General features: G+C 28.4%; 17 protein-coding genes and 1 riboswitch. Of the genes, 14 read left to right on the top strand and 3 right to left on the bottom strand.

Annotation, left to right across the window (positions count from 1 at the left end; all coding sequences use genetic code 11):
* Nucleotides 1-127 precede the first annotated feature (127 nt).
* Nucleotides 128-1,135 (bottom strand): PLP-dependent cysteine synthase family protein, encoded by a 1,008-nt coding sequence (locus EJJ37_RS13015; protein WP_133016011.1) that lies wholly within the window; start codon nucleotides 1,133-1,135, stop codon nucleotides 128-130.
* Between the two features lie 90 nt (nucleotides 1,136-1,225).
* Nucleotides 1,226-2,455: a dicarboxylate/amino acid:cation symporter gene (locus EJJ37_RS13010; RefSeq protein ID WP_133016010.1), complete on the bottom strand. Its 1,230-nt coding sequence runs from the start codon at nucleotides 2,453-2,455 to the stop codon at nucleotides 1,226-1,228.
* A 296-nt stretch (nucleotides 2,456-2,751) separates the two neighbouring features.
* On the opposite strand from EJJ37_RS13010, the gene EJJ37_RS13005 reads away from it, so the two are divergent.
* The 13 genes from EJJ37_RS13005 to EJJ37_RS12945 all read left to right on the top strand — a co-directional run bounded on the left by EJJ37_RS13005 (nucleotide 2,752) and on the right by EJJ37_RS12945 (nucleotide 20,704).
* Nucleotides 2,752-3,207 (top strand): LytTR family DNA-binding domain-containing protein, encoded by a 456-nt coding sequence (locus EJJ37_RS13005; protein ID WP_133016009.1) that lies wholly within the window; start codon nucleotides 2,752-2,754, stop codon nucleotides 3,205-3,207.
* A complete protein-coding gene (locus tag EJJ37_RS13000) occupies nucleotides 3,204-3,818 on the top strand; it encodes a DUF4318 domain-containing protein (protein WP_133016008.1) in 615 nt (204 codons plus the stop codon). Before EJJ37_RS13005 ends, EJJ37_RS13000 begins: the two co-directional genes overlap by 4 nt.
* 411 nt (nucleotides 3,819-4,229) lie before the next feature.
* On the top strand, nucleotides 4,230-8,798 hold the full coding sequence (gene gltB / locus EJJ37_RS12995; RefSeq protein WP_133016007.1) for a glutamate synthase large subunit: 4,569 nt from the start codon (nucleotides 4,230-4,232) through the stop codon (nucleotides 8,796-8,798).
* 12 nt (nucleotides 8,799-8,810) lie between these two features.
* Nucleotides 8,811-10,280, top strand: coding sequence for a glutamate synthase subunit beta (locus EJJ37_RS12990; RefSeq protein WP_133016006.1), 1,470 nt, complete (start codon nucleotides 8,811-8,813; stop codon nucleotides 10,278-10,280).
* Between the two features lie 221 nt (nucleotides 10,281-10,501).
* Nucleotides 10,502-10,687, top strand: a riboswitch (Lysine riboswitch).
* Between the two features lie 135 nt (nucleotides 10,688-10,822).
* The gene (locus EJJ37_RS20890) at nucleotides 10,823-11,641 is read left to right on the top strand and encodes a transporter substrate-binding domain-containing protein (protein ID WP_133016005.1); all 819 of its coding nucleotides are present in this window, start codon (nucleotides 10,823-10,825) and stop codon (nucleotides 11,639-11,641) included.
* A gap of 66 nt (nucleotides 11,642-11,707) precedes the next feature.
* Nucleotides 11,708-12,484: an amino acid ABC transporter permease gene (locus EJJ37_RS20885; RefSeq protein ID WP_133016004.1), complete on the top strand. Its 777-nt coding sequence runs from the start codon at nucleotides 11,708-11,710 to the stop codon at nucleotides 12,482-12,484.
* A 13-nt stretch (nucleotides 12,485-12,497) separates the two neighbouring features.
* Nucleotides 12,498-13,232, top strand: a complete 735-nt coding sequence (locus tag EJJ37_RS12975) for an amino acid ABC transporter ATP-binding protein (RefSeq protein ID WP_133016003.1) — start codon at nucleotides 12,498-12,500, stop codon at nucleotides 13,230-13,232.
* 103 nt (nucleotides 13,233-13,335) lie between these two features.
* A complete protein-coding gene (locus EJJ37_RS12970) occupies nucleotides 13,336-13,602 on the top strand; it encodes a hypothetical protein (RefSeq protein ID WP_133016002.1) in 267 nt (88 codons plus the stop codon).
* A 125-nt stretch (nucleotides 13,603-13,727) separates the two neighbouring features.
* Nucleotides 13,728-14,051, top strand: a complete 324-nt coding sequence (locus EJJ37_RS12965) for a thioredoxin family protein (RefSeq protein ID WP_133016001.1) — start codon at nucleotides 13,728-13,730, stop codon at nucleotides 14,049-14,051.
* 40 nt (nucleotides 14,052-14,091) lie between these two features.
* Nucleotides 14,092-15,219 (top strand): SLC13 family permease, encoded by a 1,128-nt coding sequence (locus EJJ37_RS12960; protein ID WP_193553929.1) that lies wholly within the window; start codon nucleotides 14,092-14,094, stop codon nucleotides 15,217-15,219.
* 73 nt (nucleotides 15,220-15,292) lie between these two features.
* Nucleotides 15,293-16,585, top strand: a complete 1,293-nt coding sequence (locus EJJ37_RS12955) for an MBL fold metallo-hydrolase (RefSeq protein ID WP_204596862.1) — start codon at nucleotides 15,293-15,295, stop codon at nucleotides 16,583-16,585.
* Nucleotides 16,586-16,668: 83 nt separating this feature from the next.
* Nucleotides 16,669-18,180 carry a bifunctional metallophosphatase/5'-nucleotidase gene (locus EJJ37_RS12950; protein ID WP_133015999.1) on the top strand — a complete coding sequence of 504 codons (1,512 nt, stop codon included), beginning with the start codon at nucleotides 16,669-16,671 and terminating at the stop codon, nucleotides 18,178-18,180.
* A gap of 211 nt (nucleotides 18,181-18,391) precedes the next feature.
* Complete coding sequence (locus tag EJJ37_RS12945; RefSeq protein WP_133015998.1) at nucleotides 18,392-20,704, top strand: cation-translocating P-type ATPase; 2,313 nt, start codon at nucleotides 18,392-18,394, stop codon at nucleotides 20,702-20,704.
* Between the two features lie 57 nt (nucleotides 20,705-20,761).
* Here the strand turns inward: EJJ37_RS12945 and EJJ37_RS12940 are convergent, their stop codons facing one another.
* Nucleotides 20,762-21,433: a cyclic nucleotide-binding domain-containing protein gene (locus tag EJJ37_RS12940; RefSeq protein WP_133015997.1), complete on the bottom strand. Its 672-nt coding sequence runs from the start codon at nucleotides 21,431-21,433 to the stop codon at nucleotides 20,762-20,764.
* A 351-nt stretch (nucleotides 21,434-21,784) separates the two neighbouring features.
* Between EJJ37_RS12940 and EJJ37_RS12935 the strand changes: the two genes are divergently transcribed.
* Complete coding sequence (locus EJJ37_RS12935; protein WP_133015996.1) at nucleotides 21,785-22,843, top strand: BMP family lipoprotein; 1,059 nt, start codon at nucleotides 21,785-21,787, stop codon at nucleotides 22,841-22,843.
* Nucleotides 22,844-22,932 lie beyond the last annotated feature (89 nt).

Genomic DNA, 22,932 nt, shown 5'->3' with positions numbered 1-22,932 from the left:
CTTTCGAAGCTTTAGCACTTTTTCCGGAGAAAACAATATAAATTCTTAACGAAAATTACACTAATTCCTGGAGGTAATATCATTAATTTTCGTCATCACGGCACTTAAGCTTTAACGAACAATTTAGTTAAAGAACTCTAAAGTCGAGGAGTTTAACATCAGAAGAAATAAAGCCAGATTTAATAGGTTCTTTATTCATTAAATCAGTAGATATATATTTTTTATTATCATCAGAAAAGACAGTTATAGCACCAGAAACAGATTTGTTAATATCTAAAGCTTTAATAGCACCTATAAAATTAGCACCGGAGGAGATTCCAACACCAAGTCCTAATTCTTTAGATAGCATTTGAGCCATGATTATAGCATCACCATCATCAACACTTATAATGTCACTTAATTGATTTAAATCTACTATTGAGGGAATAAACTCATCTGAAATTCCTTGAATACGATGATAACCTGTATGAGTACCTGTTGAAAGTGTTGGGGATGAGGCTGGTTCAATAGGATAAGCTTTTAAATGACGATTTTTTTCTTTTAAAAATTTAGATATACCCATTATTGTTCCGCCAGTACCTACTCCAGCAACAAAAATTGAAGGGGATATGTGATGTCTTTTTAATGTTGAGTATATTTCAGGAGCTGTAGAGTGATAATGAGAATATATATTATCATTGTTTGAAAATTGTTGTGGTAAAAAAATATCAGGACAATTAGCTTTACATTGTTCAGTTAAAGATATGCATTTAAGAAATCCACCATCATTCTTTGATACTAAATGTAGTTTAGTATTATAACTTTCTAGTAATTTCATTCTTTCTGAGCTCATCCAATCTGGCATATAGATATGAACATTATGCCCTAAATAAGCTCCAATGGCTGCAAGAGAAATACCAGTATTACCGCTAGTAGCTTCGAGAATAAGGTCATTTTCGTTAATTTTTTTATTTATATAAGCCCGTTTTAGAATATATATAGCAACTCTATCTTTAATACTTCCAGTTAAATTGTAATATTCGAGTTTAGCATAAATTTTCATATTTTTTTCTTTATATTTAAATGAAATTTCTACTAAGGGAGTATTACCTATAAGTTTTTCTAAATTATTTATTTTACTAAATATATCTTTCATAAAAAAACTCCTGAAAAAATTGTTCCAATAGTAATATATGAAATAACTTTTTATTTTAGTAAAAGTTATTTCATATATAATTTAAGAGAATTACTTATTAGAATTTTCTTTCATGAATTTAGAAATCATCATAGTACAAACTGTATTACCAGATGAATTTAATAAGGTTGCTGGTGCATCTATTATTGTAGCTATAACAAGCATTATTGCTAGGCTTTCAGCTGGGAAACCAAAGATACTTAAAATAAGCATTTCTCCAATTGCACCACCGCCAGGAACAGCACCAACTACTGCACCGATAAGCAAGCCTACCCCAAGAATCATTAGTAAAGTTCCAATATTGTTAGTATCTCTTCCAAATATTCCGAATAAGAACATTATTTTAAAGATGCCCCCAATTATAGAACCATCTTTATGAATATTAACACCAAGTGGCATAACGATATTTGCAAGTGTATCTGAAACTCCCATTTTTTTAGCTGCATCTATATTAACTGGAATACAAGCAGCACTAGAGCAAGTTGCTAATGCTGTAACTGCAGGAGGAGTAGCATTTTTCCAAAATATTTTTACACCTTGTTTTTTACCAGCAATATAAGCATAAATAGTAAAAAATCCAAAGAAGTAAATAATAGAAACTACAATATATAAAATGAATACTTTTATATATCCACCAAGTATTTGACTACCTAGTTGTCCAACAACTGTTGCAAAGTAGCAACCAAGTCCTAATGGAGCAATATACATAATTAATCCCATCATTTTCATAGTTACTATAGAACCGCTTTTTAAAAATGCTGCAAATGGCTTTCCATCTTCTTTAGAAAGCATAGTTGCAAATCCAATAAGAATAGAAAATAAGATTAGAGCTAACATATTACTTCTAGATAAAAGCCCAGAAAAGTCATTAACAGTAATACTTGAAACTATTTTTTGAATTATACCAACATTTTCTTGTTCTATAGATCCTGTAGAACTAAGAAGATTATTAAATATAGATGAATCTAAATTATTAGTAGGATTAAATAATTTAAAGCTAATAACACCTATAATTCCTGAAATAATGGCTGTAATAGCAAAAACTATAATAGTTGTTCCAAGAATTTTACCGAGTTTTTTTGAGTTTTCCATATTAGCTATAGAAGAAGATATGCTAAAGAAAACTATAGGAACCAGTAGTGTAAAAATTAAGTTTAAAAATAAATTCCCTATTGGTTCAAAGATTATAGCTTTTTCACCTAGTATGATACCTAAAAAACCACCTATTAGTATGGCTATAAGTAATATTAGTGAAGAAGCATAATTTTTTAGAAATTTCAATTATATCTCACCTTTCTTTTGTAAATTAGTATTTTTATATACTTTATCTTATGTGTTATACAAGTGTGTATCGCTACCAATTTTAAATAATATTATTTAATGATTAGAATGTCAATTAACTTATGTATTTATATAGAAAATAAGTGCCTTATAGGCCTCTTACCTATTTAAAACTACCACTTGCGTGTAAAATGTGGAAATTAAAATAGGTGTAGGATATTATTAAAGTAAAGAAGCTTATATTTAAGATTTAAGAAGTGATTATTATTTTATAGTAACAAGTTTTAGGGGGGAATATGAAGGTAAGAATTCAAGAAATAGATAAAGCAAAAGAAGAAGCTGTAGAGTTATTTGTTCATGAGCACAATAAATCTATAGAAAATCTTATTGATTATATAGAAAACGAAAAATATAAAAGTATTAAATTATCATGTTATAAGGATAGTAAAATTTATAAAGTTAAAAGCGATGATGTTTATTTTGTAGAAACAACTAAAAGGAATTTATTAATTCATACAGAAAAGGAGGTTTATGAGTATAAAAATAGATTATATGAATTAGAAAAGATATTACCATCACAATTCGTAAGAATTTCTAAATCAACAATATTAAATTTAGAAAAGGTGTTAGTTTATAATCCATTACTGAATGGGTTAATGGAAGCTAAATTAATTAATAATGAAACAACTTATATTTCAAGAAAATATTTAAGAGAAGTAAGAGAGAGAATTAAGGGGGGGAGAGGGGAATGAAAGAAAACTTAATAAAGGGAGTTAACGTAGGGTTACTTTTACTTGTAAGCTCAATATTAACATTAAGGTTCACTAATGATTTAAATGGAGCAGTAAAAGTATTTAATTACTTTATACCAGTAGTTTTAGTATATATTGTTATAGGTATATTGTTTCAATTTATTAGACAATTACCAGGCAGAAATAGTAAAGGAAGTAGTGGAATCGCTATATACTATTGGGTTTGGATGATTGTAATTATAGTTCCTATAATAGGAATATTTATTGATGATTATATTAGATATATTATATTGGTAAACACAATAATTATTGTAGGGCTATGGATAGGAGATTATATGCATCTTAGTAGGATTGCTAAGGAATTGAATGGAATGAGAGTTAACAAGCATAAAACGTTAGTTATAGACTTAGATCAAAAACCTAAAAGTAAAGAGGAATTTTTCAAAATAATAGAAGATAAATGTATAGAAAAGGGAGATACATTAGAGTATATAGAAAGAGATATTCCAGCTATAGTAAGGATAAATGAGGTATTATATAAAGTTGAGCTAGGATATTATTATGGTTTAATAGGGAATGCAGTATATACATTAAAAATAACAGAACTATAGAATTATATATTACAGGTGAAAATAAATTAATATAAAAAATAAGTAGATGTCACATTATGATTATAATGTGACATTTTTATATAAAAATTTAATAAAAATTTTTGAGAAAATGACAGAAATAGAAAAATGAAATTCATAAAAATGAAAATAAATACTTATAAATCATTTAAAATACCTAAGAATTGAAATGATAAATTATTAATAAAATTAACATTAATAAACATAATACTTAATTTTTTGAGAAAAGTATACAAAAATAATAATAAAAGTTTGAAATTGTATATAAATTTATATATAATATTTATTATACAAAAAATGGATTCAAACAAAAAATGAGAATTTTTTTGAGTAGTATAATTTCATATTTAGTTTTCATACATAAAAATATACTATTAAAAAGGAGAGGGATATATGAAAGAAAATTGGGGGTTATATAACAGTAGTTTTGAACATGATGCATGTGGAATAGGAGCTGTAGTAAATATTAAAGGAAAAAGCTCTAATAAGGTTATAAATGATGCTTTAGATATTTTAGAAAATTTAAAGCATAGGGGTGGAACTGGAGCAGATGAGAATACTGGTGATGGAGCTGGTATTTTAATTCAAATACCTCACAACTTTTTTAATAAAGTATGTAAAGAGTCTAATGTTAGTTTACCTAAAAGTGGAGAATATGCCATAGGTGTATTATTTCTTCCAACTGAAAAAAAGAAAAAAGAATTAGCATTAAATATAATGAATAAAGTTTTAATGCAAAAAGGATATAACACCTTACTATTAAGAGATGTACCTATAGATTATAGTGGACTTGGAAAGGCAGCTTTAGAGTCTATGCCTAACATTATACAGATTATATTAGATAAACCTAATAATATAAAAGATACAAGAGAATTTGAAAGAGAATTATATATATTAAGAAGAAACATTGAAAAAGCTTTTAATTTAGAAGAATCTTTAAATAATTGTACTACTTATATAGCATCACTTTCTTCAAAAACAATAGTTTATAAAGGGATGTTGTTATCAACACAAGTAAGAGAATTTTATCCTGATTTATTAGATAAAGATGTTGAATCAGCTATAGCTTTAGTTCATTCAAGATACTCAACAAATACATTTCCAAGTTGGGAAAGAGCACATCCTAATAGAATGATGGTTCATAATGGAGAGATAAATACTTTAAGAGGTAATGTTAATAAGATTTATTCAAGAGAAGGATCTATTACTTCAGAGGTATTTGGAGATAAGCTTCCTGAAGTATTACCTATAATAAATAAGGAAGGTTCAGACTCTGCAACTTTTGATAATGTATTAGAATTTTTATATATGGGTGGAAGAGATTTAGCTAGATCAATATTAATGCTAATACCTGAACCATGGGAAAAGTCTAAAAATATAGATGAAGATAAAAAAGCTTTTTATAAGTATAATTCAACATTAATGGAGCCATGGGATGGACCTGCATCTATAGTATTTACTGATGGAGATAGGGTAGGAGCAGTTTTAGATAGAAATGGATTAAGACCATCACGATATTATATAACAGATGATGGATATCTATATCTTTCATCAGAAACTGGAGCAGTATACATAGATGAGGAGAGGGTAGTAAGAAAAGATAGATTAGAGCCAGGAAAGATTTTATTAGTTGATACTATTAAAGGTAAGCTTATAGAAGATACAGAAGTTAAGAAAAAGTATAGTTTAGAAAAACCATATAAAGAATGGTTAGAAGAAAGATTAACCCCACTTAAAAATATAAATATAGATAATTATGAACATAAATTTATGGGTAGAGAAGAAATAACAACTTATCAAAAGGTATTTGGTTATGGATATGAAGATTTAAAAACTAATATATATGAAATGGCTCAAAATATGCATGAACCAATGGCAGCCATGGGGATTGATACACCACTTGCTGTATTATCCTTAAAAGATCAACCGTTATTTAATTACTTTAAGCAATTATTTGCTCAAGTAACTAATCCTCCAATAGATGCAATAAGAGAAGAGGTTGTAACATCCACTAATGTCTATTTAGGCTCTAAAGGAAACATATTAGATGATTGTCCTGAAAGTTGTAGACAAATAGAAATAGTAAATCCAATTATTAATGATAAAGATTTAGTAAAAATAAAATCATTAGATGGACATGGATATAATATTAAAACCTTAGATATTACTTTCGATAAAACTAAGGAGAATAGTTTAGAAATATCATTGAAATATTTATGTAGAGAAGCACTTCAACTTATTAATGAAGGAGCAAATGTAATTATATTAAGTGATAGATTTGTTGATGAATCAAATGCACCAATTCCTTCATTATTAGCAGTTGCGGCAATGAATAACTACTTAATTAAAAAAGGTGTTAGAAGTTTAGCTGATATTATTGTAGAAACTGCAGAGGCTAGAGAAGTTCATCACTTTGCAACACTTTTAGGATATGGAGCTACAGCAGTTAATCCATATTTAGCTTATCAATGTATTCATGAGTTAATTGAAGATGAAATCATTACAATTTCATATGAAGAGGCTATCAATAATTATGATACAGCTGTTGTTAAAGGCATAACTAAAATACTTTCTAAGATGGGGATTTCAGCTATTAGATCATATCAAGGAGCTCAAATATTTGAAGCTTTAGGTATAGATAAATCTGTAATAGATAAGTACTTTACAAATACAACTAGTAGAATTGGTGGATTAACTTTAAAGGATATAGAAAAAGAAGCGTTATCTAAGCATGAAAAGGCTTATAACAAGAGATATAAACAACTTAATTTTGATTTAGATAACTTCGGTAGAGATAAATTAAGAAGTAATGGAGAAAAGCATTTATACAATCCAGCAACTATTCACATGTTACAACAAGCAACAAAAACTGGAGATTATAATAGGTTTAAGGAATATTCTACATTAATAAATAAAGAGGAAGAAGGATTAACTTTAAGAGGATTATTAGACTTTGAATTTGAAGCAAATCCTATTCCACTAGAGGAGGTAGAGCCAGTATCTTCAATTGTAAAGAGATTTAAAACTGGAGCAATGTCATATGGTTCAATTTCTAAGGAGGCTCATGAAGCACTTGCTATAGCAATGAATAGATTAGGCGGTAAGTCTAATACTGGAGAAGGTGGAGAAGATAGAGAAAGATGGATTCCACTTGATAATGGTAATTCAAAGAGATCTAAAATTAAGCAAATAGCATCAGGTAGATTTGGAGTTACTTCAGAATATTTAGTTAATGCAGATGAATTACAAATAAAAATGGCTCAAGGTGCAAAACCAGGAGAAGGTGGACAACTTCCTGCATCAAAGGTATATCCTTGGATTGCAAAAACAAGACATTCAACTACTGCAGTTGGGCTTATTTCACCACCACCTCATCATGATATTTATTCAATAGAAGATTTAGCACAACTTATATATGATTTGAAGAATTCTAATATATATGCAGATATTTCTGTAAAATTGGTTGCAGAGGCTGGAGTTGGAACAGTTGCAGCAGGTGTTGCTAAAGCTGGGGCTGATGTAATATTAGTATCAGGTTATGATGGAGGTACAGGGGCATCTCCTAAGACTTCTATTCAACATGCAGGTCTTCCATGGGAATTAGGACTTGCAGAAGCCCATCAAACACTTGTTATGAATAACTTAAGAGATAGAGTTAGAGTTGAAACTGATGGTAAGCTTATGACAGGTAGAGATGTTGCAATAGCAGCTTTACTTGGAGCTGAAGAATTTGGATTTGCAACTGCACCACTTGTAACTTTAGGTTGTGTAATGATGAGAGTATGCAATTTAGATACTTGTCCAGTTGGGATTGCCACACAAAATGAAGAACTTAGAAAGAGGTTTACTGGTAAGCCAGAATATGTAGTAAACTTTATGAAGTTTATTGCTGAAGAACTAAGAGAATACATGGCTAAACTTGGATTTAGAACTATTGACGAAATGATTGGTAGAGTAGACAAGTTGAAGAAAAAAGAAAATGTTGATAACTGGAAGGCTAAAAGAGTTGATTTATCACTAGTATTAGACAAATCACAAGTTGATTCTGAAAATGGTATTAGATTCAATTTAGATAATAAGTATGATCATAAGCTTGATTCTGTTAAAGATTCAGCAATACTTTTAGACCTTGCAAAACCAGCTTTAGATAATAAGGAAAAAGTTAAAATAGAACTTGATATTTTAAATACAGATAGAGCATTTGGTACTATCTTAGGGTCTGAAATTACTAGAAGACATAAGGCTGAAGGATTACCAGAAGATACAGTATGGATTAAGTGTACAGGAGCAGCTGGACAAAGCTTTGGTGCATTTATACCAAGAGGTTTAACTTTAGAAGTTGAAGGTGATGGTAATGATTATGTTGGTAAGGGGTTATCAGGAGGAAAGATAGTTGTATATCCTCCTAAGAATAGTAAAATAGTTGCAGATGAAAATATTATAGTTGGTAATGTGGCATTATATGGAGCTACATCTGGTAAGGCATTTTTTAATGGAGTTGTTGGTGAAAGATTCTGTGTGAGAAATTCAGGAGCAACAGCTGTAATTGAAGGGTGTGGAGCTCATGGTTGTGAATATATGACAGGAGGAAGAGCTGTTATATTAGGAGAAACAGGAGTTAATTTTGCTGCTGGTATGAGTGGTGGTATAGCTTATGTTCTAGATAAAAGTAATAAGTTTGTTTCTAAAGTTAATAAAGAGATGGTACTTATTGAAGAGATAAATGATGAAGATATTAACTTCTTGAAAGAAATAATTACGGAGCATTATAATCTTACAAATTCAGTAAAAGCTAAAACAATTTTAGATAATTTTGATTTAAATATAACTAAAATTAAAAAAGTAATTCCTAAAGATTATAAGGAAGTTTTAGAGCTTGTTAAAATAAATGAAGAGAAAGGGTTTACTAGAGATGAAGCTTTAGTTAATGCTTTCTATGAAAAAACAGGAAAAGGAATGTAAGGAGGGAGTATCATGGGAAAAGCAACAGGTTTTATGGAATTTAGTAGAAAGAACTGTAGTAGAGAGGATGCGCTAAGTAGAATAAATCATTGGAATGAATTTGATACACCTCTTACTGAAGAGGAAAGAAAAGAGCAAGGGGCAAGATGTATGGACTGTGGAGTTCCATTTTGCCAATCAGGAATAATATTAAATGGAATGGCGACTGGCTGTCCTTTGCATAACCTTATTCCTGAGTGGAATAACTTTGTATATTTAGGAAAGTGGAAATTAGGGCTAGAAAGACTCTTAAAAACTAGTAATTTCCCGGAATTTACTTCTAGGGTATGCCCTGCATTATGTGAAAATGCTTGTACTTGTGGATTACATGGAGATGCTGTTACAGTTAAGGCTAATGAAAAGTATTTAATAGAAAAGGGCTTTAGTGAGGGTATTATTAAAGCTAATCCACCACAAATAAGAACAGGAAAAAAAGTTGCTGTTATAGGTTCAGGACCATCAGGTCTTACATGTTCAGACTTTTTAAATAAGTTAGGTCATAGTGTTACTGTATATGAAAGAGAAGACCGTGTTGGTGGACTTATGATGTATGGTATACCAAATATGAAGCTTGAAAAGACTGTTATAGAAAGAAGAGTTAATCTTCTTAAAGAAGAAGGTATTACCTTTAAAACTTGTGTAAATGTTGGTATTGATATTACTTTTAATGAATTAGATAAAGAGTATGATGCAATAGTTGTAACAATAGGTGCATCTAAACCAAGAGATTTAAAGGTGCCTGGAAGAGAACTTAATGGAATTCATTTTGCAGTAAAATATTTAACTAATAATACAAAAAGAGTAGTTGGTTCAGTATTTAATAAAGGAGCCGATATTATAGCTACAGATAAAGATGTAATAGTAATTGGTGGAGGAGATACGGGAACTGACTGTGTTGGTACAGCACTTAGACAAGGATGTAAATCTGTAAATCAATTTGAAATAATGGGAGAGCCTTTAAAAACTAGAGGTGAAAATAATCCTTGGCCAGAATATGCAAAAATATTAAAAGTTGACTATGGTCAAGAAGAGTATATTGCAAAGTTTGGTCATGACCCAAGAATGTATTTAACTAGTGTTAAAGAGTTTTATGGAGACAAAAATGGTGATGTAAAATCTCTTAAAACCGTTGATGTAGAATGGGTTAAAGATGAAAATGGTAGAATGAGTCTTAAGGAAATTGAAGGTTCTGAAAAGATTTGGAATGCAGATTTAGTTTTAATAGCTATGGGCTTTACTGGGGTTGAAGATTATATAGCTAAGGATTTAGGGGTTGAGTTAAATAGTAGAGGAAGCATTAATGCAACTGATGTAGATTATAAGACTTCTAAGGATAATGTGTTTGTAGCTGGAGATGCAAGAAGAGGACCATCTTTAGTTGTGTGGGGAATTGCAGAAGGGAGAAATGCTGCATTATCTGTAGATAAATATTTGATGGAATAGTAAAAAGGAGATATTACTTATAGTTTAATACTATAATGTGATATTTCCTTTTAATATTAATAAATAGTTAATGATTTTAGTTTACATAATATGTATTTATATGAATTATTTAAAGAAAACTATTACAAATTTATATGTTAACAAAAAGTTAAAAAAATGTTGACAAAAAGGAAATACATGTATATTATGGAAACATAAAATTGAATATACACCTCATTTTATTATGAGGTAGAGGCGCAAAATCTAACAGTTTTTAGTGGAGCTAGAGAGTGTGATGAATCTAAAAAGAAGGAGATTTTGCCGAAGTTTGTAATATGTCTCGATATTACTTGCTGGGTCTGCAGTTAAGAGCTGCAGGACTGTCTTAATAAGTTTTCCCAGACTTATTAAGTTGTGCTATCTCAAAGGAGAAAGATGGGGAGTTACTATGAATTCTAAACTAAGCTATAGAGGATTAGTTTTTTTGATGTTCATATGATGTTTAAGATAGCACCAGCCCAATTGGGTTGGTTTTTTTATTACAAAAAAGGAGATGATAAATTATGAAAAAAAGATTATCAGCATTAATTTTAGCTGTAACAACAGCTGCAATAACATTAACGGGGTGTGGAACAAAAACTTCATCAGAAAATGTATTTAGAGTTGGGATGGAAGCGGGGTATGCTCCTTTTAATTGGACTCAATTAGATGACTCAAATGGTGCAGTAAAAATAGAGGGAACTTCAGAATATGCTGGTGGATACGATGTAGAAATGGCAAAAAAAATAGCAGATTCATTAGGAAAAGAGTTAGTTATAGTTAAAACTGAATGGGATGGATTAGTACCATCATTAATATCAGGAAAAATAGATGCTATTATTGCAGGTATGTCACCAACAGAGGAACGTAAAAAAACAATAGATTTTTCAGATAACTATTATAAATCAGATTTAGTTATGTTAGTAAAGAAGGGCGGAGCATATGAAAATGCAAAAACATTAAGTGATTTTTCAGGTGCTAAAATAACAGCTCAGTTAAATACTTTCCATTATTCAGTAATAGATCAAATACCGTCAGTAAATAAACAACCTGCTATGGATAACTTTTCAGCTATGAGGGTGGCTTTAGAAACAGGAGTTATAGATGGTTATGTAACTGAGAGACCTGAAGCTTTAAGTGCTGAAATGGCAAATGAAAACTTTAAAATGGTAGAGTTCACAGATGGATTTGTCACATCAGAGGAAGATACTAATACAGCGGTTGGTTTAGTAAAGGGAAGTGAATTAAAAGATAAAATAAATGAAGTTTTAAGCGGAATATCACAAGAAGAAAGATTAGAGATTATGGATAACGCTATTAAAAATCAACCTGCAGCTCAATAGTTAAGGGTAGAAATTATTATAATAAGCTTAATGATTATATAATTAATATTTTAAGGAGAGTTTGTCATGAGTCTAGAATGGATAATTAAGATATTACAAAATAATTGGCCAATGTTTTTAAGAGGGGCCGGAATGACCTTATTAATTTCTATAATAGGAACATTAATAGGAACATTAATAGGTCTTATAGTTGGAGTTGTAAGAACAATACCTGTTCCAGAAAAAGGAGCAAAAAAAGGTTTATTAAAAACAATTAATGTGATTTTATCAGCTTATATAGAATTTTTCCGTGGTACGCCTATGATAGTACAAGCTATGGTTATTTATTATGGATCAGCAGCAGCCTTTGGAATAGATATAGATAGAATTGCAGCAGGATTGTTTATAGTATCAATAAACACAGGGGCATATATGTCTGAAATAGTAAGAGGTGGAATTCTTTCAGTAGATAAAGGACAATTTGAAGCAGCACAAGCAATAGGAATGAATCATTTTCAAACAATGATTAATGTGGTGTTACCACAAGTTATTAGAAATATTTTACCTGCAACTGGAAATGAGTTTGTAATTAATATAAAGGATACATCTGTTTTAAATGTAATATCAGTATCAGAATTATATTTCCAAACTAAGACTATATCAGGAAATAACTTCAGATACTTTGAGACATTCTTTATAACATGTATAATTTATTTCATTATGACATTTACAATTACAAGAATATTAAGAGCAATAGAGAAAAAGTTAGATGGGCCTGAAAATTATATTATTGCAGGCAATCAAATGCAAGTTGAAACAACAGAAGATATAGCTAAAAAAGTTAATGGTAGTGTGGGAGCTTAAGGAGGAGTAAGGAATGGAAAGAATAATTGAAGTTAAGCATTTAAGTAAATCCTTTGGAGACCATAAGGTTTTAAGAGATATAGATTTTTCAGTAAATAAAGGAGAAGTTGTTTGTATTATAGGATCATCTGGATCTGGAAAATCAACCTTATTAAGATGTATAAATCTTTTGGAAAAGCCAACAGGTGGAGAAATCATATATAATAAAGAAAATATATTAGATGATAAACATGATATATATAAGTATAGAACTAAGTTAGGAATGGTATTTCAACAGTTTAATTTATTTAATAACCATAATGTTTTAAATAATTGTATAGTTGGACAAATGAAGGTTTTAGGAAGAAGTAAAGAAGAATCAGAGAAAGTTGCTATGAAATATTTAAACATTGTTGGAATGAGTAACTACATAAATGCTAAGCCAAAGCAATTATCAGGGGGGCAAAAGCAAAGAGTAGCAATAGCGAGAGCTTTATCTATGGAGCCTGATGTTATATTATTTGATGAACCAACATCTGCATTAGATCCAGAAATGGTAGGGGAAGTTCTAAAGATAATGAAAGAACTTGCAGAAAGTGGACTTACTATGTTAGTTGTAACTCATGAAATGGAATTCGCAAGAGAAGTTTCAGATAGGGTTGTATTCATGAATAATGGAGTAATTGAAGAAGAAGGAACGCCTGAGGAAATTTTCAATAATCCTAAAAAAGAAAGAACAAGGGAATTTTTAAAACGTACTTTAAAATAATATCTTTATATAAGGTTTTAAACAAAACTAGAGACTTTATTTCTTTTAAATATGCTATAATATGAATACAATTATAATTGAGAGAGGTTACTTTGGAGGATATATGGAGAATTTATTAACAACAATCGAGAGAGAAAATCATATTAGAGAAATATTTTTAAGTATGTTTAAAGAAGATGGAATTTCCCAAGAAGAGTTAGAAAAGGCAATTTGTGAGTCTTATTGTGAAGAGGGATTTGAATGTAAGTCAATAAAAGATATTCCTATAAATGAGATGAAGGAAGCAATAATTGAATGTTGTGAATTAGCTGGATTGGCATTTGAAACTTTTGATGATATTTTAGAATATTTTTATAAAAATAATAATTAGAAGATAAATAGCTATTACTTATAAATTTAAGTAGTAGCTATTTTTTTGTAGATTATAGGTATATAATTTAAGAACAAAGATAAGATTAAAGATATAATTTTTTTATAAAAGAGGTGAAAAATATTTTGAATAGATTATTTAGTGAAAATGATATTATAAATTTAGTTAATGATAATAAAATGGCTGTATTATATTTTACAGGAATGGATTGTGGTGCTTGTGAAGCAATAAAATATAAAATTGAAGGCATTTTAAAAAATTTACCACAAATTAAGAGTGGAGAAATTAATGGGGAGGAAAATTTAGATTTAGCTGCAAAATATGGTGTGTTTTCATTACCTATATTTTTATTATTTATTGAAGGGAAAGAAACATTGAGAATTGGTAGAAATGTAGATTTACTTGAGCTTGAAAGAAATATAAAAAGATATTATGAAATGATATTTTAGGTTAATTTTAAATATTTAAAAATTGAATAGAGGTTTTAAGATGAATTTAGAGTTGAATTTAATAAAGGATAAAAGAGTATTTTTAGAATTTATAAAAAAGGAAATAGTATTAATAATTGCAATAACATTAGCTATAGGAACATCATTTATATCATTACCTAAGTTGGAATATATAGATTTTAAGGTAATAATTCTATTGTTTAATTTAATGATAGTAGTAGCTGGATTTAAAGAGTTGCAAGTTTTAGATAGTATAGCTACTTCATTATTAAAAAGATGTACAAGTTTTAAAGCAATTACATGTACGTTAGTATTTTTAACCTTCTTTTCAGCAATGATAGTAACAAACGATGTTGCTTTAATTACTTTTGTACCATTAACATTAGTTATAGCTAAAAAAGCTAATATAAAGCCATTAAAGCTTATTGTACTTCAGACATTAGCCGCTAATTTAGGAAGTGCGTTAACTCCAATGGGAAATCCACAAAATCTTTTTATTTACTCTTATTTTAATGTTAATATTATGGAGTTTTTTAAGATAACATTTCCATTAGTTTTATTATCAGTTGTATTTTTAAGTGCCATAACAATGAATGAAAAAAAGGAGGAGTTATATTTTCAAGTTGAAAATATAAAAATAGAAAATAATAGAGATATAATAATATACTCAGTTTTATTTTTCATAACATTACTTTCAGTATTTCATTTAATTGATTATAGAATTGCTTTTATAATAACAATAATAGCTATAATGATTTTTAATAAAAAGTTATTTAAAAAAGTAGATTACTCATTACTTATTACTTTTGTAGCCTTTTTTATATTTATAGGTAATATATCTTCTATGAGTGTAATTAAAGATTTTATGGTAAATATATTGTCTTCAGAAAAGAGCACATTTATATCTTCAATAATATCTAGTCAATTTATAAGTAATGTTCCAGCAACGATGCTTATTTCAGCATTTACACCATATTATAAGGAACTATTATTAGGAGTGAATATAGGTGGACTAGGGACAATTATAGCTTCACTTGCTAGTGTAATTTCTTATAAGCTATATATTAATGAATATCCAAAAGATGGGACTGATTATATGAAAAAATTTACTATTTATAATGTTTTAGGATTAGTTATAATAGGATCGATTATATATTTTTTTATTTAAAATGAAGATTAATTTTAATAACTATAAATCTAACTAAAGATAAAATATAACAAAGAGGAGTTGTTTAACAATTATGCTTAAGGATAAAAAGACAAAAATAACATTTCATAGTGGTGTTTTAACAATTGGAGGAACAATAATAGAGGTTGCATATGAAGATAGTCATATTTTCTTTGACTTTGGTAGTGAGTATAATCCAGCTGCAAAAGTACAGCCTACTGATTTACAAGGATTATTAGATGAAAATTTAGTGCCATATTTAAATAATATATTTGATCCTAAAATACCTTTAATAGGATATGAATCAAAGGAAAATACTTTTAAAAATACTGCTGTATTCTTATCTCATATTCACTTAGACCATTCTAAAATAGTTAATTACTTAAATCCTGAAATACCATTATATACTTTAGAAGGTACAAAATCATTACTAAATACTTTGAACATTAATAACGATTTTATTTTTCCTCTATATGAAAAACAAGATTCTAATACAAGGGAAGTAGTTGGAGTTAAAGAAAATGAAGTCGTTAAAGTTGGAAAAATAAAAGTTAAAGTTATGCCGGTTGATCATGATGCTTATGGAGCTAGTGGATTAGTAATAGAAACACCTGACTTAACTATAGCGTATACAGGAGATATTAGACTTCATGGATATGGAGAAAATGATACATTAAATTTCTGTAAGGAGAGTGAAAATTGTGATGTATTATTAATAGAAGGTGTAAGTGTTTCATTCCAAGAATTTGGAGATCCTATAAGGGAGACAGAAGCAGTAAATGAACCGGAACTTATAGAGAAAATTAATGAAGTAGTTAATAATAATCCTAATAAACAAATAACATTTAATTACTACATATCAAATGTAGAAAGAATTTTAAATATAATTAAGAATAATCCAAGAACTGTTGTATTGGATGCATATTATTCATATGTAGTAAAAGAGGCATCTGGAATTGAAACTTATTATTATCAATTAGATGATAAGGAATATGGGCTAGACGAAAATTTAAGGATTGATTTTAAAGAGTTGTTAAATGATGAAAGTAAGTATTTCTGGCAATTAGATAAGCTTGCTTTAAAGCATATAAATAAACTTAAGAGTAATGGAATTTATATTCATACTGATGCTCAACCATTAGGTGAATTTGATCCGGCATATGAACCATTTGTAAAACAATTTAGTGATTATAATATACAATTCATATTATTGCCATGTAGTGGTCATGCACGTCCTTATGATTTAATAAAAATAATTAACTTAATTAAACCTAAGTTATTAGTTCCAATTCATTCTTATCGTCCTGAAAAACTTTATAATGAAAATGGAGATGTTTTATTACCTAAAAAAGGGCAAACAATATAATATATTCAAACTAATGATTAGAAAGATAGCATTGTAAAAGTATTTATTTTATAGTTTTACTGTAAATGAAGGAGGAAGTAGTTATGAAGCTTGCAATATATCAAACAAGTGATTTACATGGATATGTTTATCCAACTAACTATGTAAAAGAGCAACCACTTGGAATACTTAAAATAGGAAGTTACATATTAAATGATGAGAAAAATTATGATGCTTCTTTAAAGGTTGATTGTGGGGATTTAGTACAAGGTTCAGCCTTAGCACATTATTTATCAAAACAAAAGGTTCAAAAAAATCCTATTTTAGAAGGATTGGAATTTATAGGTTATGATGCTTATGTTATAGGAAATCATGAATTTAATTATGGATTAGACTATTTAAATAATTCATATAAACTTGTTGAAGACAAAATAATTAATGCTAATATTGAAGGATTAACTTTAAATACAAAACCGTATAAAATATTTGATTTTAATGGGTTTAAAATTGCATGCATTGGATTTACAACATCTTTTATTCCTAATTGGGAGCATGAAAAAAATATAACAGGGTTAAAATTCTTAGATCCAGTTGAGATGTATGGGAAATATGAAAAAGAATTAAAAGAACAAGCTGATTATATTATAGTATGTTATCATGGTGGATTTGAAAAAAGCTTAGATGGAACTAATACTCCAACAGAAAAGCTTACTAAGGAAAATCAAGGAAGTGAATTGTTAGAAAAGTATGATTCAATTAATATGGTTTTAAGTGGACATCAACATAGATCCTTTATTACTAAAATAAATGGAGTAGTTTGTGCACAACCACTTCATAATGGGCAAAAGTTTAGTAAGATTATATTAGATACAGAAACTAAAGATGTAAGCTATGAGTTAGTTGATGTTTCTATATTAAATGATAAGATTAACGAAGGTCTTGAAAAAATATTTAATGATGTTGAGTTAAAGCTAAAAGATTACTTAGATAAAGAAATTGGTAAATTTGATACGGATATACTTATAAATGATATTTTTGAAGCGAGGTTAAAAGGTCACCCATTTATTAATTTTTTACATCAAGTGCAATTAGAAGCTTCTGAGGCAGATTTTTCAGCTTTATCATTATTTGATAGTGCAATTGGATTTAAGAAAAATGTATCTATTAGAGATGTATTAATAAATTATCCTTATCCTAATACATTAATGGTTTTAAAAGTAAGAGGAGATAAATTAAAAGAAGCTATTGAAAAGGCTGCTACTTATTTTGTTGTTGATAATGGAAAAGTAAAAATTAGTGATGGATTCCTAGTTCCGAAAGTGCAAAATTATAATTATGATACTTTTGGAGGTTTTGATTATGAAATTGATTTATCAAGAAATTTTGGAGATAGAGTAGTTTCTATTAAAAAGGACGGTAAGAGTATTGACTTAGATAAGTATTATGATGTTGTTATGAATAATTATCGTGCTACTAATACTTCAATTTATCCATCGTATGAAGGGGCAGAAGTTGTTAGAGAAATTAATGTTGATATAAGTGAGCTTATAATTAACTATTTCTTAAAACATAATAATATAAAAGCTATTGAAAAAAGTAATTATATAATTAAATAATAAGTTTTGCTGTATCAATAATAAGATGATACAGCATATTTTTTAGGTAAAGATAAGGTTTTATTAACCTTATATAGTTATATTAATAATATTTAACATAGATTTTACACTAAAGATGCAAAATAAATGATATTATTAATTATTATGTAAATATTTGGGGTAATACATACAAATGTAATTACAATAGAAATTGATATGGAGTGTGTTGGGTATGGAAGAGCAACGAACTATATTAGGATTAACAGAAGCGGAAGTGTTAGAGCGAAAGGAAAAGGGGCAAATTAATATTGTAGAAGAAAAAACTGTAAAATCTAATTGGGAGATTATATCAGGAAATGTATTTACATTATTTAATTTATATAATTTTCTTATTGCTATTGCTTTAATGTCTGTTGGAGCATATTCTAACTTAGCTTTTATGTTAATAATTATATTGAATATATGTATTGGAAGTTTTCAAGAAATACATGCAAAAAATATGGTAGCTAAGCTATCAGTACTTACAGTATCTAAGGTTGATGTAATAAGAGATGGTAAAGAAAAGAGTATAGGTGTTGATGAAGTAGTTTTAGATGATATAACGATACTAAACATGGGGAATCAAATTAGCTCAGATTCAGTTGTTATTGATGGGAAAATAGAAGTAAATGAGTCTCTTCTTACTGGAGAATCAGATACAATAGTAAAGATGCCAGGAGATAAGCTATACTCAGGAAGTTATGTTGTTAGTGGAAAATGTTATGCTAAGGTTGAAAAAGTTGGTAAGGATAACTTAGCGGTAGAAATTACATTAAAGAGTAAAAAGCATAAAAAGGTAAACTCAGAATTATTAAATTCTATGAGAAAAGTTACAAGACTTACAAGTTTTATAATAATCCCAGTAGGTGTGTTATTATTTGTACAGGCGTTCTTTTTCAGAGATCAAGTAATAAAAAGTTCTGTAGTATCAACAGCAGCAGCATTACTAGGAATGCTACCAAAGGGCTTAGTTTTATTAATTAGTATATCGCTAGCAACTGGAGTAATTAAGCTTGCAAAGAAAAAAGTATTAGTTCAAGACTTATATAGTGTTGAAACATTAGCGCATGTAGATACATTATGTCTTGACAAGACTGGAACTATTACAGAAGGGAAGATGCAAGTTTCAAATGTTGAAACATTTAATGAAGAAATAATGCCTATTTCAGTAAATCAGGCCTTAAGTGCATTTGTTAATGAAATAGGAGATAATAATGGTACTTTCCAAGCTTTAAAAGAGTATTTTAAAGGAAATGACAACTTTGAAGTTGACTATAAAAATTCATTTTCATCTGAAAGAAAATGGAGTTCTATTTCCTTTAAGGATATAGGATCTATAATAGTTGGAGCACCTGAAAGATTAACAGCTAAAAGTAACTTTGAAATTAAAGAGAATATGATAGAGGCACAAAAGCAAGGAAAAAGAGTGCTTCTTGTAGGATTTTCTAAAGATGTAGTGGAAGATATATTACCAGATATAGAGATTGTTGCAGCAATAGAATTATCAGATCCTTTAAGAAAAAATGCCAAAGAAATGCTTGGATTCTTTAAGGGGGAAGGTGTAACTGTAAAAGTAATTTCAGGTGATAATCCATTGACTGTTTCTAGTATAGCTAAGCAAGCAGGGTTAGAGGATTATGAATCATATATTGATTTATCTACTATAGAAAGTGATGATGAAATAATAGATTTAGTAGATGAATATAGTATATTTGCAAGAGTATCTCCAAATCAGAAGAGTTTGTTAGTGCAAGCATTACAAGCAAAAGGGCATACTGTTGCAATGACGGGTGATGGGGTAAATGATGTTATTGCATTAAGGCAAGCAGATTGTAGTATAACATTACCAGAGGCAAGTGATGTTGCAAAGCAAGTTTCACAAATTGTGCTTTTAAATTCAGACTTTAGTGTTTTAAAAGATGTTTTAATGGAGGGAAGAAGAGTTGTAAATAATATTACTAATGTTGCTACAATATTCTTTATAAAAACATTGTATTCAGTAATGTTATCAATATTAAATATTATAACTTGTACAGCGTTCCCATTTATTCCAATACAAATTACATTAGTGGATCTTGCAATTGAAGGATATACATCATTCTTTATATCTTTTGAACCTAATGGAAAACAAATAAAAGAAAAATTCTTAAAAAGCGTATTAAAAAATTCATTCCCATATTCTGTAGTTATAATAATAAATATTATAGTCTTATATTTCTTAGCTCCAGCTTTAGGTATAGCAGAGCCGAAGATGACTACATTAATGTATTATATGATTGGATTTACTAGTATTTTAGCTGTAATAAGAGTATGTAGACCATTTAATAAAATGCGTGTATTTTTATGCACAACAACTGCTATAGGATTTTTTGTAGCAACAATTTTATTTAGAAATTTACTACATTTAAGTAAGTTAGGAATACAAGAGTTAATAGTATTTTTAGTAATGGCTATATTCAGTACAATTTTAATTCTAATAAAAAATTATTTAACAAGAGTTAAATAGATATACAATTATATTCAATAAAAAATGTATTGATTAAAAATCAATACATTTTTTATTTTATGTAATAAGAGAATTAGATGAAACTTTCTCTAAATAGGAGCGATCTATAATTTTATAGAATTTACCGTTTTTAACTAATTTATTTGTGCTACAAAATAAATTAATTATTCTTAATAAATGTCTATAGCTTGTACATAAAAGTTCGGCACACTCTGTTAAGTTGTAAGAGAAAATTCCATCCTTTTCAGTTTTTAATATAAAAGAGGCCAGCCTACTTTCTAATGATTCATAAAGGTTGATACATGTAGTATTATTCATATAGCTAAGTCTTTCACCTAAGTTTTGACAAATATATCTTAAGAATATCACATCATTTAAAAGCAGATCCCTATATTTCATTGATATACCAATACAATAAGCTTTGGATGTAGCTTGAACTGAGGCTGTAGGAGGCTTATTCCATAAACTACAGGTTTCGCCTACGATTTCAAAAGAATTAAAAAGAGTTAGAGACATTATTTTACCTGAAGTTGAGTGAGAAAAAACTTTTAGTTTTCCACTTACTAAAAAATATAGATAATCGGAACATTCACCTTCATTAATTAAAAAATCTCCTTTATTTAAAGAAAAAAGTTCTAATAAGTTACTAATATCTTGTGAAAATAGTTTGGAAATACCGGTGTTATTAACATATTTATCTAATAATTCTTGGTTTTTAACATTTATCATAGTTCCTCCCAATAAGTGAGTAAATTAATAATATTGTTCGTTTATTTATATTCATAATTTTAACATACAGCAAAATATATAACAATAAATTCTAAAGCTAAGAAAAATAAGGAAATACACAATATTTGTAAAAATAAAATTTTACAAATACCCAATTAATATTTAGTAAAATATTAAATTAGTTTATATAATTTATCTAGATAAAATGGAATTATTTAATAAAAAACGAATATTAAAATAAAAAACTAAAAAAATATACAGTTTTTTCGTCAAAATATGACTTATGTCATATTTTTTAATGTATATAATTATTATAATTAAATTAACAAATGAACTATAGGAGATGAAATAATGAAAAAAATAATAACTTCTTTACTACTTATTATGACAACATTTCTTTTTGCTGGATGTTCTAATTCAGGAAATGATAAATCAGCAGGAAGTCAAGGTACTGATGGAGATTATTCAAAATTAAATATAGCTTTAATTTCAGATACAATTGGAACAGAACAATTTATTCTTCAAGCATACGAAGCTTTAGAAGAAGCAAGTGAAACTTATGGATTCAATATGACATCTATTGAATGTACAGATACTGCTGCATGGGAAGAAAATACTCTTGCTGCATCTAATGAAGGGTATGATTTAATTATAGGAATTGGATGGCAAGCTGCTGATCCGTTTAGTGATGCTGCAGATAAATTTCCAAATACAAAATATGCTGTAATTGATACAACTGCATCTAATGAAAAAGTAACAAGCTTTGGATTTGATGAAGCACAAGGAGCATATGTTTTAGGAGTAATGGTTGGAACAGCCTTCCCTAATGAAAGCTTATATGGATATATTGCATCATTCCAAACACAAGCAACTTACAAATATAGATACGGATTTTCTGAAGGTGTAAAATCTGTTAATCCAAATGCTAACTTTATGTATAACTATATTAACTCATATAATGATACAAACTTAGCTTATGAATATACATTACAACAAAAAGCAGCAGGAGCAAACTTTATATTTGGTGGAGTATCTGCTAGTGCAAATTCAGGTATATATCAAGCAGCTCAAGAGTTAAGCAAAAAGGGTACACCAATATACACAACTGGATTAAGTATTGACCAAACAACTTCTGAAAACCCAAGTATTATTAGTGGATTATTAAAGAATACTGGTGCTGTTATGAATACTATAATTGATGAATTCTTAGCTGGTGAATTAAATGGTGGTTCACAAGTTCTTGGATTAAAAGAAGGCGCATTTGGAGTTGTTGGTGTTTCTCCAGAAGAAATGAATTATAGAAATACTGAAATTATAACTGATGAAGTTATAGCAGCTGGTAAGGCAGCAGCAGAAAAGATTATTTCAGGCGAAATAGTAATAGAAGTTCCTGAAGAGTCTGCAAACTAATTAGAGTATAATTTATATTTAGTGTACTTAATATAAGGGGCAGAGGCAATTTTTGCTTTGCCTCTTATTATATTCCAGATTAATTTAGA

This window comes from Clostridium cuniculi (assembly GCF_004353185.1).
GTDB classification, from domain to species: Bacteria; Bacillota; Clostridia; order Clostridiales; family Clostridiaceae; genus Clostridium; species Clostridium cuniculi.
Note: the sequence above shows the minus strand (reverse complement) of the source record. Positions and strands in the feature narration are given on the sequence as shown.